Annotated in this window: 17 protein-coding genes; 6 read left to right on the plus strand and 11 right to left on the minus strand. The window is 56.9% G+C overall.

Going from position 1 to position 16,270, the window contains the following annotated elements; genetic code table 11:
* Positions 1 to 2 precede the first annotated feature (2 nt).
* The 3 genes from FDK21_RS07330 to FDK21_RS07340 all read right to left on the minus strand — a co-directional run bounded on the left by FDK21_RS07330 (position 3) and on the right by FDK21_RS07340 (position 3,162).
* Complete coding sequence (locus FDK21_RS07330; RefSeq protein WP_138148028.1) at positions 3 to 878, minus strand: EamA family transporter; 876 nt, start codon at positions 876 to 878, stop codon at positions 3 to 5.
* 132 nt (positions 879 to 1,010) lie between these two features.
* Positions 1,011 to 1,739, minus strand: a complete 729-nt coding sequence (phbB, locus tag FDK21_RS07335) for an acetoacetyl-CoA reductase (RefSeq protein ID WP_114008453.1) — start codon at positions 1,737 to 1,739, stop codon at positions 1,011 to 1,013.
* A gap of 241 nt (positions 1,740 to 1,980) precedes the next feature.
* Complete coding sequence (locus FDK21_RS07340; protein ID WP_114008452.1) at positions 1,981 to 3,162, minus strand: acetyl-CoA C-acetyltransferase; 1,182 nt, start codon at positions 3,160 to 3,162, stop codon at positions 1,981 to 1,983.
* A 345-nt stretch (positions 3,163 to 3,507) separates the two neighbouring features.
* On the opposite strand from FDK21_RS07340, the gene phaR reads away from it, so the two are divergent.
* Positions 3,508 to 4,083, plus strand: coding sequence for a polyhydroxyalkanoate synthesis repressor PhaR (phaR, locus tag FDK21_RS07345; RefSeq protein WP_138148029.1), 576 nt, complete (start codon positions 3,508 to 3,510; stop codon positions 4,081 to 4,083).
* Positions 4,084 to 4,175: 92 nt separating this feature from the next.
* Here the strand turns inward: phaR and FDK21_RS07350 are convergent, their stop codons facing one another.
* Positions 4,176 to 5,864, minus strand: coding sequence for a GGDEF and EAL domain-containing protein (locus FDK21_RS07350; RefSeq protein WP_171021992.1), 1,689 nt, complete (start codon positions 5,862 to 5,864; stop codon positions 4,176 to 4,178).
* Positions 5,865 to 6,197: 333 nt separating this feature from the next.
* Between FDK21_RS07350 and FDK21_RS07355 the strand changes: the two genes are divergently transcribed.
* Positions 6,198 to 6,545: a hypothetical protein gene (locus FDK21_RS07355; RefSeq protein ID WP_138148031.1), complete on the plus strand. Its 348-nt coding sequence runs from the start codon at positions 6,198 to 6,200 to the stop codon at positions 6,543 to 6,545.
* Positions 6,546 to 6,554: 9 nt separating this feature from the next.
* Here the strand turns inward: FDK21_RS07355 and ggt are convergent, their stop codons facing one another.
* The 4 genes from ggt to FDK21_RS07375 form a co-directional block, all read right to left on the minus strand.
* The gene (gene ggt, locus FDK21_RS07360; protein WP_348639242.1) at positions 6,555 to 8,090 is read right to left on the minus strand and encodes a gamma-glutamyltransferase; all 1,536 of its coding nucleotides are present in this window, start codon (positions 8,088 to 8,090) and stop codon (positions 6,555 to 6,557) included.
* 246 nt (positions 8,091 to 8,336) lie between these two features.
* On the minus strand, positions 8,337 to 8,756 hold the full coding sequence (locus tag FDK21_RS07365; protein WP_114008662.1) for a hypothetical protein: 420 nt from the start codon (positions 8,754 to 8,756) through the stop codon (positions 8,337 to 8,339).
* Between the two features lie 197 nt (positions 8,757 to 8,953).
* On the minus strand, positions 8,954 to 9,133 hold the full coding sequence (rpmF, locus tag FDK21_RS07370; RefSeq protein WP_114008447.1) for a 50S ribosomal protein L32: 180 nt from the start codon (positions 9,131 to 9,133) through the stop codon (positions 8,954 to 8,956).
* Positions 9,134 to 9,359: 226 nt separating this feature from the next.
* Positions 9,360 to 10,268: a hydrogen peroxide-inducible genes activator gene (locus tag FDK21_RS07375; protein ID WP_114008446.1), complete on the minus strand. Its 909-nt coding sequence runs from the start codon at positions 10,266 to 10,268 to the stop codon at positions 9,360 to 9,362.
* A gap of 208 nt (positions 10,269 to 10,476) precedes the next feature.
* Here FDK21_RS07375 and FDK21_RS07380 point away from each other — a divergent pair, with 208 nt between their 5' ends.
* Together FDK21_RS07380 and FDK21_RS07385 are read left to right on the plus strand one after the other, a co-directional pair.
* A complete protein-coding gene (locus FDK21_RS07380; protein WP_114008445.1) occupies positions 10,477 to 11,025 on the plus strand; it encodes a peroxiredoxin in 549 nt (182 codons plus the stop codon).
* Between the two features lie 147 nt (positions 11,026 to 11,172).
* Positions 11,173 to 11,691, plus strand: a complete 519-nt coding sequence (locus FDK21_RS07385; protein ID WP_138148033.1) for a carboxymuconolactone decarboxylase family protein — start codon at positions 11,173 to 11,175, stop codon at positions 11,689 to 11,691.
* 7 nt (positions 11,692 to 11,698) lie between these two features.
* Here FDK21_RS07385 and FDK21_RS07390 read toward each other — a convergent pair whose 3' ends face one another.
* Complete coding sequence (locus FDK21_RS07390) at positions 11,699 to 12,130, minus strand: DUF2267 domain-containing protein (RefSeq protein ID WP_138148034.1); 432 nt, start codon at positions 12,128 to 12,130, stop codon at positions 11,699 to 11,701.
* 152 nt (positions 12,131 to 12,282) lie between these two features.
* Here FDK21_RS07390 and FDK21_RS07395 point away from each other — a divergent pair, with 152 nt between their 5' ends.
* Positions 12,283 to 13,218: a polyprenyl synthetase family protein gene (locus FDK21_RS07395; RefSeq protein WP_138148035.1), complete on the plus strand. Its 936-nt coding sequence runs from the start codon at positions 12,283 to 12,285 to the stop codon at positions 13,216 to 13,218.
* A gap of 10 nt (positions 13,219 to 13,228) precedes the next feature.
* Here the strand turns inward: FDK21_RS07395 and ispG are convergent, their stop codons facing one another.
* Complete coding sequence (gene ispG, locus FDK21_RS07400; protein WP_138148036.1) at positions 13,229 to 14,467, minus strand: flavodoxin-dependent (E)-4-hydroxy-3-methylbut-2-enyl-diphosphate synthase; 1,239 nt, start codon at positions 14,465 to 14,467, stop codon at positions 13,229 to 13,231.
* Between the two features lie 217 nt (positions 14,468 to 14,684).
* A complete protein-coding gene (locus FDK21_RS07405) occupies positions 14,685 to 15,188 on the minus strand; it encodes a Fur family transcriptional regulator (protein ID WP_114008441.1) in 504 nt (167 codons plus the stop codon).
* A 248-nt stretch (positions 15,189 to 15,436) separates the two neighbouring features.
* On the opposite strand from FDK21_RS07405, the gene FDK21_RS07410 reads away from it, so the two are divergent.
* Positions 15,437 to 16,249, plus strand: coding sequence for a 3-hydroxybutyrate dehydrogenase (locus tag FDK21_RS07410; RefSeq protein WP_138148037.1), 813 nt, complete (start codon positions 15,437 to 15,439; stop codon positions 16,247 to 16,249).
* The last annotated feature ends 21 nt before the right edge of the window (positions 16,250 to 16,270 follow it).

Below are 16,270 nucleotides of genomic sequence, written 5' to 3' on the forward strand. Positions count from 1 at the left end.
AGCTATTTCGAGCGCAGGATCATATCCTTTGACGCCAACACGGCACCAAAGGTGATCAACAGGGCCGCCGCCGCAATGGTCCAGCTGAAAACACCAAATCCGGCCAGCACCAGTATAGCGGTCGACAGCAGCGGGGCAGCATAGGATGCCGCCCCCAGCACCTGAATGTCGCCATGCTTGACGCCATAATCCCAGACATAAAAGGCCGCCCCAACCGGCATTAAGCCAAGTCCCAACACGGCCAGCCATTCGCTCCCATACTGCGGCCAGACGGTGGTTTCGAACGCCAAATGCGCCAACGCACTCAACGCTGCGGTTACCAGACAGAAACCAACGACAATATCGGTCGGCACAGCGGAAAAACGCCGCGACAGGATCGAGTAGCTCGACCAGGTGAAGGCACAGACAATGGCTGCCAGATAGCCCGGCAAATAAGCCATATCCACGCTGATACCGCGCCCTTTTGAGACAATCAGCACCGTCCCAGCCAAGCCCAGCAAGGCACCAGTGAGATGGAACCAGCGCAACCGCTCCCCTGGCAAAAGGGCAGAAAGCACAACGATCAGCAACGGCCACAAATAGGCAATCAGTCCCGCCTCCACCGGAGGGGCCAGCCGCAAGGCGGTGTAATAGAGAAAGTGATAGCCAAACAGGCCAATCACCCCAAGCGCCCAGACCGGCCAAGGCTGCCTTAACACCCGCCACGCACCGGGACGAAACAGCCAGCTCACCAGCCCGATGGAGCCACCGATCAAAAAGGTCATCGCCGTCAGCTGAAAGGGCGGCACCGTGCCACTTGCCGCGGTAAAAAGAGCCAACAAAGCCCACATCAGAATGGCGACAAATCCGATCAGGGTGGCCAACAGGCGTCTGGACATGGGCGATCTCTTTTCAGGTTCAGGGAGGCAAAAGGCGAGAAGCCACATGAAGCCACAAAAAAACCGCGGGAAACAAGATCCCGCGGCACTTATCAAAGGCTTATTACCCCATCAGCAAAGAGAGACACGACCCTAACCGTTGGCGATATATTGCCCGCCATTGACCGTCATCACCGCCCCGGTGATGAAACCGGCTTTCTCGGATGCGAGGAACGCCACCATGGCGGCAATTTCTTCTGCCTGCCCCAGACGACCGACCGGAATGCTCGACACAATGCTTTCCAGCACCTTTTCTGGCACAGCGGCCACCATGTCGGTGTCGATATAGCCCGGACAGATGCAATTGACGGTCACCCCCTTGCGGGCGGTTTCCTGCGCCAGCGCCTTGGTGAAACCGATCACCCCAGCCTTGGCGGCGGAATAGTTGGTCTGACCCATCTGACCCTTCTGGCCATTGATCGAGGAGATATTGATGATCCGGCCATGGGCACGCGCCCGCATTTCGTCAATCACCGGCTTGGTCATGTAATACATGGAATTGAGGTTGGTATTGATGACTTCGTGCCATTCATCCACCCCAAGCTTGTGCAGCATGCCATCACGGGTGATGCCCGCATTGTTGACCACCACATCGATGATGCCGAGATCTTCCTCGATCTGCCGAAGGCCTGCCTTGCAGGCTTCGAAATCGCCCACATCCCATTTGTAGGCCTTGATCCCGGTCCGCTCTGAAAAGGCCCGGGCGCGTTCGTCATTGCCGCAATAATTGGCGGCAACCAGAAAACCGGCTTGCTTGAGTTCGATTGAAATGGCTTCCCCGATCCCGCGGGTCCCACCGGTAACAACTGCAACTTTAGACATATCTCTCCCCTATGTCAGTGTCCGCCACCGCTCACTCCTGCGGTTTAGCGAACCAGATTGGTCTGAAGTTGGCCCATGCCATCCAAACCGGTTGCGCAGAGCGGCGGTGCCGCCCTGCGATCCCATTCAAGTTCCACGACGAACAAACAGGCGTCCTTGTCTTTTCTTTTACGGCGCCCGCCGCCCCATGGTCACAATCTCCGGGCCTGTATCCCCTCGGCCCGAAGACGCTCAGTTTGCCTTATCGTTCGACGCACAGGGCAACGCCCATGCCGCCACCGATACAAAGGGTCGCCAGACCCTTCTTGGCATCGCGACGCTTCATTTCATGCAGCAACGTGACCAGAACACGGCAACCAGAAGCACCGATCGGGTGACCGATCGCAATCGCACCACCATTGACATTCACCTTCTCGACATCCCAGCCCATATCCTTATTGACCGCACAGGCCTGTGCCGCAAAGGCTTCGTTGGCTTCAATCAGGTCAAGGTCCGTTGCGCTCCAGCCAGCCTTTTCCAACGCCTTGGTGGAAGCCGGAATCGGCCCCGTACCCATAATGGCAGGATCAATACCAACAGAGGCCCATGCCTTGATGGTGGCAAGCGGCGTCAGACCACGCTTCTGGGCTTCCTCGGCGCTCATCAGAACAACAACGGCCGCGCCATCATTGATGCCCGACGCATTGCCCGCAGTGACCGAGCCATCCTTGGTAAAAGCCGGACGCAGTTTCTGCATGCCTTCAAGATTGGCCCCGTGACGGACATATTCATCATCCTCGACCACCCGCTCCTTGCGGCGCTCGATGACGGAGACCGGCACGATCTCATCCTTGAATTTGCCGGCTTTCTGGGCGGCCTCGGCCTTGTTCTGCGAGGCAACGGCAAAGGCGTCCTGCACATCACGGCTGATGTCCCACTGGTCGGCAACATTCTCGGCGGTTTGACCCATATGATAGTCATTGAAGGCACACCACAGGCCATCCTTGATCATCGTATCGGTGAATTTGGCATCCCCCATCTTGGTGCCCGCGCGCATATTGGCTGCATGCACCGACAGAGACATATTTTCCTGACCACCGGCCACAACGATCTTCGCATCTCCCATTGCGATCTGTTGCATGCCAAGCGCCACGGTCCGCAGGCCCGAACCACACACCTGATTGATCAACCAGGCAGGAGCCCGCTCGCCAACACCGGCCTTCAACGCCGCCTGACGGGCCGGATTCTGGCCCTGACCTGCGGTCAGAACCTGACCCAGAATCACCTCGTCAACATCCGCCGGGTCAATATCGGCCTGGGCAAGCGCCCCTTTGATTGCAATGGCGCCCAGCTCGGATGCCGGCATGGCGGCAAAGGAGCCAAGGAAAGACCCGACAGGGGTGCGCGCTGCCGCGACGATGACAATGTCAGTGCCTTGAGTCATAATAGTTTCCCTATTTGTTTGACAGAAAATCTCTCTGAAGCCCGCCGTTTGTGCTGCACTGCCGCAAACCTCCCTGACGAGCATACACCTTCAAACACAACGCCAAAAATCGGCTAGAATCCGGCATAATGTCAATTAAGCCATGGGCCTAGTCTGAAAGACCAATGGCCAAAGGCGCTGATTTCAATTTGTCCTATCTGCGGTCCGACTGCAAGCCTTTGCGCGGTTGCACAAAAGGCAAGCAACAGGACTTGGCAATGCAGCACGAAACCACTAAGCTACAAGCTCTTTTTGGAACCGGCATGGCGAGGAGAGCAGGTCGGTCGATAGGAAAAAGGCACCCACATGACAAAAAAGTCAGATCAGACCATCATCAAGAAATATGCCAACAGACGGCTCTATAATACGGGCACAAGCACCTATGTGACGTTGGAAGATCTCTCTGAGATGGTGAAAGCGGAGGAGGATTTTGTCGTATTCGATGCCAAAAGTGGCGACGACATCACCCGCTCGGTCCTGACCCAGATCATCTTCGAGCATGAAAATAAAGGCCAGAACTTGCTGCCCATCGCCTTCCTGCGCCAGCTGATCCGCTTCTATGGCGACAGCATGCAGACATTGGTGCCAAGCTATCTGGAATTTTCCATGCAGAATCTCACCAACGATCAGGACAATCTGCGCAAGCAGCTTGCCGATTCCTTCGGAGGGTCCCCCTTCGAAGCCATGGAAGAGCAAGTCCGCCGCAATTCCGAAATGTTCGAAAATGCCATGAAGATGTTCATGCCTTTCGGACCGGCAGCCGCGGCCGCGCAACCCAAGGCCCAAGAGGAAAAGAAAACAAGCGAGCTTGATGTCCTGAAGGACCAGATCGCAGACATGCAGAAGAAGATTTCCGAACTCGCGGACAAGAAAGACGATTGATCGCGATCGCCTTGAGGCAAAAAGACAAAACCCTCACAGACAGAGCGTCTGGAGGGTTTTGTTATATCCAGGCTTGTGATCGGCCTACCCGATCACCCCAGCGCTTTGCTGCCAGGATTTGAAGTCCAGGGAATGTCCTGACTCGCCTTGCCAAAATGATAGCCCTGAAAATAGCCAACGCCCATTTCGGACAGGATATCGGCAATCTCCTGATTCTCGACCCACTCAGCCACGACATCGATATTCAGCTCACCGGCCAGTTCAGAAAACATGCGTACGAAGGCGCGGTTCTGGCGATTGGTGACGATATCTTGAACAAAGCTGCCATCGATCTTGACCAGATCAACATCGAGCGCCTGCAGATTGCGGAATGAGGTATAACCCGCCCCGAAATCGTCAATCGCAACCTTGGCCCCCAGATCGTGCAATTTGTGAACGAACTGCACCGCCACATCCATGTTGCGGATCGCTGCGGTTTCGGTGATTTCCACCACGAGCCGTCGGGCAACATCCGGGTTGGCTCCGATACGGGCCTGCAAATAGGTGGTCCAGTCCTTGTCCATGCCCACGTCCGGTGACACATTGATGCTGAGCCGCGCTTCCGGGTAGGTGAACAAGACATCCAGTGTCATTTCCAGAATGCGGTGATCGAGCATCGCCGCCAGTCCGAGCCGCTCGGTATATTGCACAAAGGTCGCTGCCGGGATGGGCTCGCCTTCACTGTCATTCACCCGCATCAGCACTTCATGATAGATCGTCTCGCCGGTCTTTGATGAGACAATCGGCTGGAAGGCCAGTGCGATGCGGCGCTCATTGAGGGCGGAAATCACTTCATCCGCCATACGGATCATCTTTTCACGCTTGTCCAACGCAAAGGGCACCGAATGGAAGGAGCGGAACGAGCCGCGATTGTGCCGCTTGGCCCGGTCGAGCGCATCAAGGGCGCAGATTTCGGCGGTGCGCAAATCCGGCACCGTATCATTCAGATGCACGCCCCCCATGGTCAGGGTCACATGCACGGGTCCGGCATCCGTCTGGATCAGATCGTCACGCGCCGCTTCAAGGAACCGCTCGGCGGTTGCTGCCATTTCCTGTTCGGAACAATTGTTGATCAGCAGGCCGAACTTGGTGCCCGAAATGCGCCCCACCATATCCCCGTCACGCAGGCGCAGGGACACCCGCTTGGCCACTTCGCGGATCACCTGATCGGCAATGTCAAAGCCATAGGCTTCATTGACCACCCGGAAATTGTCGATATGGGCAACCAGATAACAGGCCGTCGTCCCGGTCTTCTCCCGCCGCTTGAGGGTCTGGACCAACTGGTCACAAAAATAGGTGCGGTTGAACAAGCCCGTCAGTTCGTCAAACTGGGACAGGAAGCGTTGCCGATGTTCGCGATTCTGCCGTTCATCGACAATCCGCATCAATCCATGAATGCGTTCCGCCCGCCCGTCAGCCCCCGCAAACCAGCGTCCGCTCTCTTCCAGCCAGAGACGCTTCTGCGATTGCAGCCCCTCGGGCGCAAAACAATAGATGCATTCGAACGGCACTCCATTCCCGTCATCAGCCTGACCGGATCCGAAAATCGCACGATAGCGGGTCGCCAGCGTGTCAGGCGTCACACAATCGGCAAAGGACTGACCGGTCGTCAGACGCGCAGCAAGGTCCATATCGAACACGTCGACCACGTTGCTGCTCCAGCGCAAATGATCCCCATTTGCCTGCCAGTCATAGACGACTTCTCCGATCGATGTGAGGATATCCCGCGCTTTCACTGCCATCTTCTTATTCTGGAATGGTTGTTTCGGTATGCCTGGTCGTGCTCTTTGCTGCCCTCGATCCGGCCCGGTCATGATCATGACCGGGCCCCAACCCGCCATCAGACCATATCGGACCGCATGCGCCCCAACAGGCACTCAAAGCCACATTCATGTCTGATTAGACGGACTTAAGGTTAATTTTTCCCAAATTACCGGCCTTTCCACACGGCCCGATTAACCAAACTCTTAACAAAGTCTTAACGACTGGCCCGCTTCTTGCTCCGCTCTGCCTGAAAAGACGAAACAACGTCTCGATTGTCCCAAATTGGAACAATCAACGGGAAGGCAGAGAAAATGACCGGCTTGATCATTGCACCAGCGTCTCATAATCCGACGAGTCACAATCCTTATGGAACGCCTTTGCTGACGGACGCCCGTCAGGAGCCTTTGCCACGCCCGCATCCGCAGGCCGATGACACCCGGCAGGCACACCCCACACCACCCCATGCGACACCCCCAATGGGCACCTATGCCCATATTCAGGCACAAATTCTTGGCAGCAATGGTCTGGGAACCAACGGCCAGCGCAGTTTTCGTCGCCCCACCGCCAGTTCCCCGCGGGAGGCTGCCAGAGCCTATGGGCAGGCGCGCCGCCGGCCACAAACCGTCTCGGATATGCCGCGCCTGCAAAATGTTGTTTAAGATCCCGAACTAGATCCCGATTGCCATCCCGTCCTTGCGACAGTCTGAACCGCCCCAGTAAAAGCCGGTTTCCGAATCGCGGGCAATGATCTGACCGCCACCATGAGGCTTGTCAGCCCAGACCATTTTGTGGCCCTTGGCCTCCAGAGCGCTGAAGACATCGCCAGCCAGCGGCCTTTCAGCGACAATCTCTCCGGTCTCGTTCCAGAATAGCCGCGGCGCATCCAGCGCCTCCTGCGGATCCATGCCGTAATCAACCATATTGGCGATGACCTGTGCATGGCCCTGCGCCTGATAGGCCCCACCCATCACCCCGAAGGACAGCCATGTCTTGCCATCTTTGCGGGCCATTGCCGGAATGATAGTATGCAGCGGCCGCTTGCCGCCATCGATGCAATTGGGATGCGCCGGATCGACCACGAAGCAGGCGCCCCGATTCTGCAGCATCACACCACTGTCCATGGTACAGACCCGCGCACCAAAGCCGCGATAGACGGAATTGATGAAAGACACCATGCGACCATCCCGGTCAGCAACCGTCAAATAGACTGTATCAGATTGAGACGGCACAAGACTGGGCAAGCTGTCGTTGCGCCGATCTGGCGAAATGGATGCTGCCAATTGCTGGGCATAGGCGTCCAAGATCAGCGTTTCAACCGCAACCCGCATATGGTCTGGATCCGTGATATGAGCATCGCGCATCGCATAGGCCAGACGCCCTGCCTCCAATTGCAGGTGATGCCGCTCCGCACCATGCGGCGCAAGAGACCCCAGATCAAACTGCTCAAGGATCTTCAACAGGGTCAGTGCCGTGATGCCCTGTCCATTGGGCGGCAATTCAACAACCTCCACCCCGCGATAGCTGGCAGACACCGGCACCAGAGGATCGCAACTGATCCCGGCCATGTCTTCCTCGGTCAGGAGACCGCCATACTGCTGAACCAGAGCCGCAATCTCGGCGGCAATCGCCCCGCGATAAAAGGCATCGCTGCCCCCTTCAGCCACCGCCCGCAAGGTCTTGGCGAGCGCAGGCACCGTGTGTCGCTCTCCGGCCTGCGGTGCACGGCCAGCCACCAAATAATGCTTTGTTGCACCGGGATCGCGCTTCAACCCCTCGACCAGATCCTGCCAATCCCACGCCACACGCGAAGTAACAGCAAAGCCCCCTTCGGCATAATCGATCGCAGGCTGAAGGGCCGCATCAAGCCCCAGTTTGCCATGATCCTGCACCAGCCGCTCCCAGCATTTGAGCGATCCGGGCACGGTCACCGCGTGAATACTGCTCTCGGAAATCTCGGTGATGCCCTGCTCAACGAACCATTCGGTCTTGGCAGCAGCTGCAGCCCGGCCAGAGCCGTTATAACCATGCACCGACCCATCCGGCTCGCTGATGATGGCAAAGCAATCCCCGCCAATGCCGGTCATGTGTGGCTCCACCACACTGAGCACCGCACCTGCGGCAACCGCCGCATCCACCGCGTTGCCACCCTTGAGCAGCACCGACAAGGCAACCTGACTGGCAACCGGGTGCGACGTAGCGCACATTCCCGCTTCCCCATATACCGGCGAGCGTCCTGGCAGCTGGAAATCCCGCATGATCAAACCTCCTCCTCTGGCCAAGCTGTTTGATGCTCGGCTCATTCCCTGACCATTCTCTGGCCATTGTCTGGATAAACAAAGAGGGATCAGGACGATCCCTTAGCAAGACCATCGCCGAAATCACAACCGGACGCAATGTCTTTTGCAGCAACTGGGGAAGAGCCCCATCGGGCAGCGGGGCGCAGAACAGAGCTAGAGCATGCCGCCCGGGCCAATGGCCACATCGCGCGTCGCGCCGCGAATGGTGATCGAATAGCCAGCAATCACGTCGATCAGAGAAATGCACATCAGGATGAAAAAGACGCTCGTCGCCGTCTGCGGCACCAGCAGAAACTCGATCAAATAGGCAACAAACAGCAAGGTCGACAGAATGTGATCAACAATCGAGCTGACCCCGGTGCGCGTGGCCTTCAGGATCTCGACAAACAGCAGGATCAGGGCCGCGACGATCATCACGTCCCCCAGCGTCAATGTCCAGCGCGCGTCAGACACCATCTCGATGGTGAAGATTGGCGCACTCCAGGGATCCCCAATTGCATTCCCCATCAGGCCGAATGCAAAGGCGTTATAGACAAGCAAAGGGGCAATCAACAGCGGAATATTGAAGATCATTGAAAGACACTCCGTGCCGGAAAGAAGAATGAATATCGCAAGGCGGTCGCCGATGGCGCTTCGCAAGCGATAAGGATTCGCCTGCCATGGAACCAGCCTGTCAGCGCCACGCCATTCAGACATAAAGGAAAAATGGGCATAAAAAAAGGCCGGACAAGTCCGACCTTTTTAAACTTCAATCGTCAAGAAGCAAAGACTTAGTCTTTGGCTTCCATAATCTGACGACCACGATACATGCCGGTCTTCAGGTCGATATGATGAGGACGGCGCAGTTCGCCAGAATCCTTGTCTTCGACATAGACCGACTGCTTGAGTGCGTCCGCAGAGCGGCGGAAGCCACGCTTCATGCGGGTCACTTTTTTCTTTGGCACAGCCATGGTCAAAACTCCGTCGTCAATAGTCCACTATGCGGGGCGAGCCCCGTTGCGGAACCTACTCTGTTGTAAGAGATTGCGGGCCTTATACAGAACCCGAGCGCGCTTGACCAGAGCAATCTTGCAAAAATGATCGCTTTTTCTGGATTCTCTCGCCAAACATCACGTCTTTGCACCACTCTTTACCTTGCCCGGTTGAAAATTCAAGCCCTTTTATGGGATTCCCCCTTCAAACAAAGGCCGTGAGATGGTTTGCCAACAACCGGATATTGCTCTCCATCGCCGAGCGCGGCCGCCAGACCATGACGATCTCGCGCTCGGCGGTCGGCTCCTTGAAGTCTCGCACCACGATATCCAGCCCATCGACCAGCCCGGCCCGCAAGGCAAGCCCCGGCAACAAGGTCCCCCCCAGTCCGTTGGCCACCATCTGGACAATGGTCATCAGGCTGGTTGCCTCGATTTCCTCATCTGCAACCTGCCCCGGTGTCGGGTCTCCTCGTTTCAGGCTGGCCAGCACGTGATCGCGAATACAATGACCGTCTTCCAACAGAATGAGCGGCTCACGCCGCAAATCAAGCGCTTCGATCTTTTGGTGTTTGACCAGAGGATGGCGCAGGGGCAATGCCACATGAAAGCGATCCAGCCCCAGCGACTGGCTGGCAAAGCCCTCGATTCTGTAAGGCAAGGCAATCACGGCCGCATCCAGCCGACCCGCCTTCACGTCATCAAGCACATGGCGGGTCAGCTTTTCCCGCAAATAAAGTTTCAGATCAGGAAAGGACCGACGCAGTCCCGGCAACGCCTTGGGCAGCAGAAACGGACCGATGGAGGGAATGACACCCAGCCGTAGCCGCCCGCTGAGTGGTTTTTCCTGCCGCTGCGCCATCGCCACGAGTTCGTCCGTATCCCGCAGCAAGGTTTTCGCCCGCCCCAGAATCTCGTTGCCCAGCACGGTCAGGCGAAACTGGTCACTTTCCCGATCAACGAGCGTCACCTGTAAAATATCTTCAAGCTGGCGTATCCCCGAACTGAGCGTCGATTGAGACACATGACAGACTTCCGCCGCCCCCCGAAATGACTCCTTCTCGGCCAGTGTGCAAAGATACTGCAATTGTCGCAAAGTGGGGCGAATGGGCATCAGGGATCTCCATCAAACCGGGATAACACAACAAGCATCGAAAAAATCGGGCGCTTCTGGCGAGATTGGATTATATGATCGATTTTATCGATCAGCAAATTCGAAATTTGAGATTTGATCTATCGCGTCAAATATGGTTGAAAGGGTCAACAGAATTTGAACGATTCTAAAAAGACAATCCTCCCCTCCCACCCCTTGGAGACATGCAATGCTTGGTATTGGCGATAAACTTCCTGAATTTTCCATCACTGGCGTAAAGCCGGGCTTCAACGAAATCGTCGAGAATGGCGAAGAAGCATTTGAAGCCCTCACCGAGAAAAGCTTCGAAGGCAAATGGAAGGTTATCTTCTTCTATCCAAAAGACTTCACCTTCGTCTGCCCAACCGAAATCGCTGAATTTGCACGTCTGAACGAAGAATTCGAAGACCGCGATGCTGTGGTTCTTGGCGGTTCCACCGACAACGAATTCTGCAAACTGGCTTGGCGTCGGGATCATCCGGATCTCAACAAACTGCCAATCTGGATGTTTGCTGACACCAACGGCTCCCTCGTGGATGGCCTCGGCGTGCGTCACCCGGACGGCGTTGCCTACCGTTACACCTATGTGGTGGACGCGGAAAACACCATCCAGCATGTCTATGCAACCAACCTCAATGTTGGCCGCAATCCAAAAGACACCCTGCGCGTTCTCGATGCATTGCAGACCGATGAACTCTGCCCTTGCAACCGCGAAGTCGGTGGTGCGACCCTCGGCTAAGCCGACCCGATCAAGCCGGATGGGCCACGCGCCCATCCGCATTCTGGGCCGATAGGCTCTCCTCCTCCCAAGATAGTTTCACCATTACCCAGCGACTGAAAAAGGCGCGGGAATGCCCCCCTACACCCTGATGATAGGAATTGCACCATGACCATCGACGCGTTGAAATCGCAGATGCCAGACTTTGCCAAGGATGTGAAGCTGAACCTGTCGAACATTGCCAGTGACGAAAGCCTCACCGATCAGCAGAAATATGGCCTTATGGTTGCCTGCGCCATTGCCACCCGCAGCCAAGCTGTCCGCGACGCCTTCCTTGCCGAAGCCGCTGACAAACTGTCCGCTGAAGCTTTGGCTGCTGCCAAGGGTGCTGCCACCCTGATGGGCATGAACAACATCTATTACCGTTTTGTCCATTTGGCATCCAACAAGGATTACGGCTCCATGCCTGCCAAATTGCGGATGAATTTCATCGCCCGTCCCGGCGTTGACAAGGTCGATTTCGAACTGTGGAGCCTTGCGGTCTCCGCCATCAATGGCTGTGGCATGTGCATCGATTCCCACGAAAGCATCCTGCGCGACAATGGCCTGACCACCGATCAGATCCAGACCGCCATCCGTTTCGCGGCGATCATCCAGTCCGCTGCCATTGCCCTTGAGGCTCTTTGACAAAAGCTCAGGACACAAACGTGGCAGACCAATAGTCCACCGCCCCGTCTGGCAGCTGCCCCAGCAGCTGATCGAGAGCTGCTTCATCCATGTGGCGTCGCAATGTTGCGACGACCACCCTGATCGCATCATCTGGTGCAAAATTGTGATGCTGCCTTAACCCCTTGACCTCCCGCGTCCAGTCCTCCCGACATCCAAAGACTTCCTTTCCCTCGTGCTCATCCCAACCGGCAACAAAGATTGCACGCGCCACCGGTGGCAACAGTCCGGCAAAGCGCAAAATTTCTGCGGCAGACAATCGCCGCCTGAAAACCACAAGCACAGCCTCAAGCACAGTATAGGTCTGGTTACGAGTTGTGAGATCAAGATCGTCTTTCAGCGCGAGAAGTGTTGTTTCATAGACTTCACTTGCATGGGCGATCTCCAACGGCATCGGCATGGCGTGGCTCCTGTTATGCTTCGCAAAACATCGAAGGGTGATTGTTGGAAAGCGGTGTTCGGCCCCGTTTTAGCTTGACGGCCCGAGAAAAAAAAGGCATCGCCTCTCCAAACCTTCACGCAACAGCACAACCCGAACCAGCAGCAAAGATGATGACTGACAGCGTTTCAACATCCGCCCCTGCAAACGATGTCTTCAGGGCACGCCTAAAACAGAGCGCCGAAGCGATCGAGGAGGCTCTGTGCACCTACCTTCCCGAGCAACCCGCGCCAAATGACGCTTCAGCACCCGCTTCGCTCATCGCTGCCATGCGCCACGGCGCACTGAATGGCGGCAAACGCATCCGCCCCTTCCTGATGATCGAGACCGCCCGCATGCTGGGCTATGATGCGCCCGGCACTCTGCATGCGGCCTGTGCTCTGGAGTGCGTCCATTGCTACAGCCTCATCCATGACGACCTGCCAGCGATGGATGATGACGATCTGAGGCGCGGCAAACCAACGGTGCATGTGGCCTATGGTGAGGCAATGGCAATCCTTGCCGGCGATGGTCTGCTGACACTGGCATTTGACATTCTGGCAAGAGACGACGTCCATCCAGACCCAGCGGTACGGGCCGAACTAGTGCTCGGCCTTGCCAGAAATGCAGGGATCAGTGGCATGGTCGGGGGACAAGTGCTTGATATCGAGGCTGAACATCGCACGCGTACCGAAGAGGAAATCCTGAATCTGCAAGCCATGAAGACCGGTGCTCTGCTGCGCCATGCGTGCGAAGCCGGGGCCATGCTGGCCAAAGCAACCAAAGAAGATCGCGCTGTGGTCACGCGCTTTGGCACCATCATCGGTCTGGCCTTCCAGCTTGCGGACGATCTGCTCGATGTGACAGCCACCTCGGAACAGCTGGGCAAAACAGCTGGCAAGGATCTGACCTCCGAGAAAGCCACGCTCGTCAGTCTCTATGGCATCGATGCGACGCGACAAAAGCTCTTCGCCCTGATTGAGGAAGCCGAGAAGCTGCTTGCCCCTTATGGAAAACGGGCCGAGACGCTGATCGCCACGGCCCGCTTCATTGCGGAACGGAAAAAATAGTCGGCCCCAATCAGGAAGCGTTCGCACCAAAGCGCTGTTCAATATAATCGCGGACCATCTGGTGGAATTCCGCAGCGATATTGTCGCCGCGCAGGGTGGCACGCTTTTCCCCGTCAATGAAGACCGGTGCGGCAGGTGCCTCTCCGGTGCCCGGCAGGGAAATGCCGATATCCGCATGCTTTGATTCGCCCGGTCCATTGACCACACAGCCCATCACCGCAACATTCAGCGCCTCGACACCGGGATATTGCTCACGCCAGACCGGCATGTTGGTGCGGATGTCGTTCTGGATATCCTGCGCCAGTTCCTGAAACACCGTCGAGGTGGTCCGGCCACAGCCCGGACAAGCGGCAACAATCGGAATGAAGGAGCGGAAGCCCATGCTCTGGAGCAGTTCCTGCGCCACCTGAACCTCACGGGTGCGATCGCCCCCCGGCTCTGGTGTCAGGGACACGCGGATCGTGTCGCCGATGCCCTGTTGCAGCACCATGCCCATTGAGGCAGCAGAGGCAACAATGCCCTTGGTGCCCATGCCCGCCTCGGTCAGGCCCAGATGCAAGGCATAATCGGAACGCAACGCCAACGCTGTATTGACGGCAATCAGATCCTGCACCTGAGACACCTTGGCTGACAGGATGATCTGATGCGGCGACATGCCCAGCTCTTCAGCCCGCGCCGCCGACAGCAAGGCAGACTGGATGATGGTTTCATGCATCACGGCTTGCGCTGGCTGTGGATTGGCACTGGCGGAGTTCTCATCCATCAGTCTGGTCAACAATTCCTGATCGAGCGAGCCCCAATTGACCCCGATCCGCACCGCTTTCTGATAGCGGTTGGCGGTCTCGATCATCATCGAAAATTGCTGATCGCGCCGTGCCTTGAAGCCCACATTGCCCGGATTGATCCGGTATTTGTCGAGCGCTTCGGCGCAGGCAGGATGATCCGCCAGCAGCTTGTGGCCGATATAGTGGAAGTCCCCAACCAACGGCACATCGATACCGAGTCGCAACAGCCGTTCTTTGATCTTTGGGACGGCCGCCGCTGACTCGTCCCGGTCCACCGTGATGCGCACCAGTTCCGACCCGGCCTTGTGCAGGGCGGCGACCTGCGCCACCGTGCTGTCCACATCCGCGGTGTCCGTGTTGGTCATCGATTGGACGACAATCGGGGCGCCACCACCAACGGTCACGGAGCCCACCTTCACCGCCTTGGTGATGCGGCGTTCAAGGGGAGCGGTTAGAAAGGCCATAGATCCTCACTTTCCCGGGAGATCCGGATCGACCCGCCCAAGCGAGCCTCTATGTCCCGATCCGTTCAGCCAACGGTCGGTGAGCAGGGGAAAATTTTCAAGCAGGCCTTATATGGCAAATCACACAGGCCGGTGCAAGGAGCCCGCCCGCATCTTTGCATGTCCTCCGCTCCCATTAAGGGCAGAGAACAAAAGAAGCAAAAGCAGAGTTCGAGTCTCAGTCTTCGGCCCCGACAAAACCACGGCAATCGGAACAGATGCCCCGGATTTCCAGCACCGGCGCATTGGGAGTAAAGTGGGCTGTTGCCGCAATTGTATCGATCAGACCGCTCAGGCTTTCCGACTGGAATTCCGCAGCCCGACCACAATCATCACACAAGAGGAAGATGATCACGTCCCGGTGCCCTTCAATGCAATGGGTACAGGCGACATAAGCATTGCGGCTTTCGATCCGATGAATGATGCCATGCTCCATCAGGAACTCGAGCGCCCGATAGATCGAGATCGGGGCAAGCATTGTCTCGCTCTTCTCCTTGCGCACCCGATTGAGGCGATCAAGAATGTCATAGGCGCTGGCAGGCACATGACTGGAACAGAGCACTTCCAGCACGGCCTTGCGCTGATCGGTCAGTCTCAGGCCCCGCTCTTTGCAGAGTTTTTCCGCAGCCCCCAGCATCTGGCTGACACAATGACTGTGGTCATGGTCTTCCAGTTCGATCATTGCCACACTCCTTCTTCCCGCCCGCTGATGATGATCCAGCCCCTCATGATGATGCACTGCACTTTCGAACTATGCACAACCATAGACCCTTGCCAAGCCTTGCGAGGCAATTAAGCTGCCCGGCAAAGGACCATGCCACCATAACTGGAGATCAAAGCCCGGCATATCAACTTTATGGCAGATCAGACAAGATGGCATACGGTCACCCTGCCCAGACAGATGGACCGGAGCTGCAAGAGGAGAGAGAGATGACAACCAACACCAAGCCGCATCAAGGCGCGCATCAGGGACAGACCGCCTTCATCACCGGATCGACCAGTGGCATCGGACTTGGCGTTGCCCGGGCCTTTGCCAGCCAGGGAGCCAATGTGGTGATCAATGGCCTTGGCGATGCCAACGAGATCGAGCAGGCCCGCCTATCGATTGAACAGGACTTTGGCGTGCGCGCCATCTACAGCGCGGCAAACATGCTTGACCCGGAAGCTATCAAGCACAGCATTCAAGTGACCGAAGACGAGTTCGGCATGATTGACATTCTGGTCAACAATGCAGGCATCCAGCATGTCGCACCGATCGAAAAGTTCCCGATCAACCAGTGGGATGCCATCATCGCTATCAATCTCAGCTCCAACTTCCACACCATCCGTGCCGCCCTGCCGAAGATGAAACAGAAGGGCAAAGGCCGGATCATCAATATCTCGTCGGCCCATTCGCTCGTCGCCTCCCCCTACAAATCGGCCTATGTCGCTGCCAAGCACGGGGTTGCGGGACTTACCAAGACCGTCGCGCTGGAAGTGGCCGAACAAGGCATCACGGTCAATGCCATTGCACCGGGCTATGTCTGGACCCCGCTGGTAGAGCGCCAGATCCCCGACACGATGAAAGCCCGCAACATGACCGAAGAAGAAGTGAAGCGCGACGTGCTGCTATTGGCCCAGCCAACCAAGGAATTTGTCACCATCGAGCAAGTGGCCGATCTGGCGCTGTATCTTGCCAGTGATTCGGCGGCCTCCATCACCGGCACCACCATTTCGATGGATGGCGGCTGGACCGCAAAATAAGCCAGTCACCCACTGATAATC

Origin of the sequence: Cohaesibacter sp. CAU 1516 (assembly GCF_005771485.1) — a bacterium.
Classification (GTDB): domain Bacteria; phylum Pseudomonadota; class Alphaproteobacteria; order Rhizobiales; family Cohaesibacteraceae; genus Cohaesibacter; species Cohaesibacter intestini.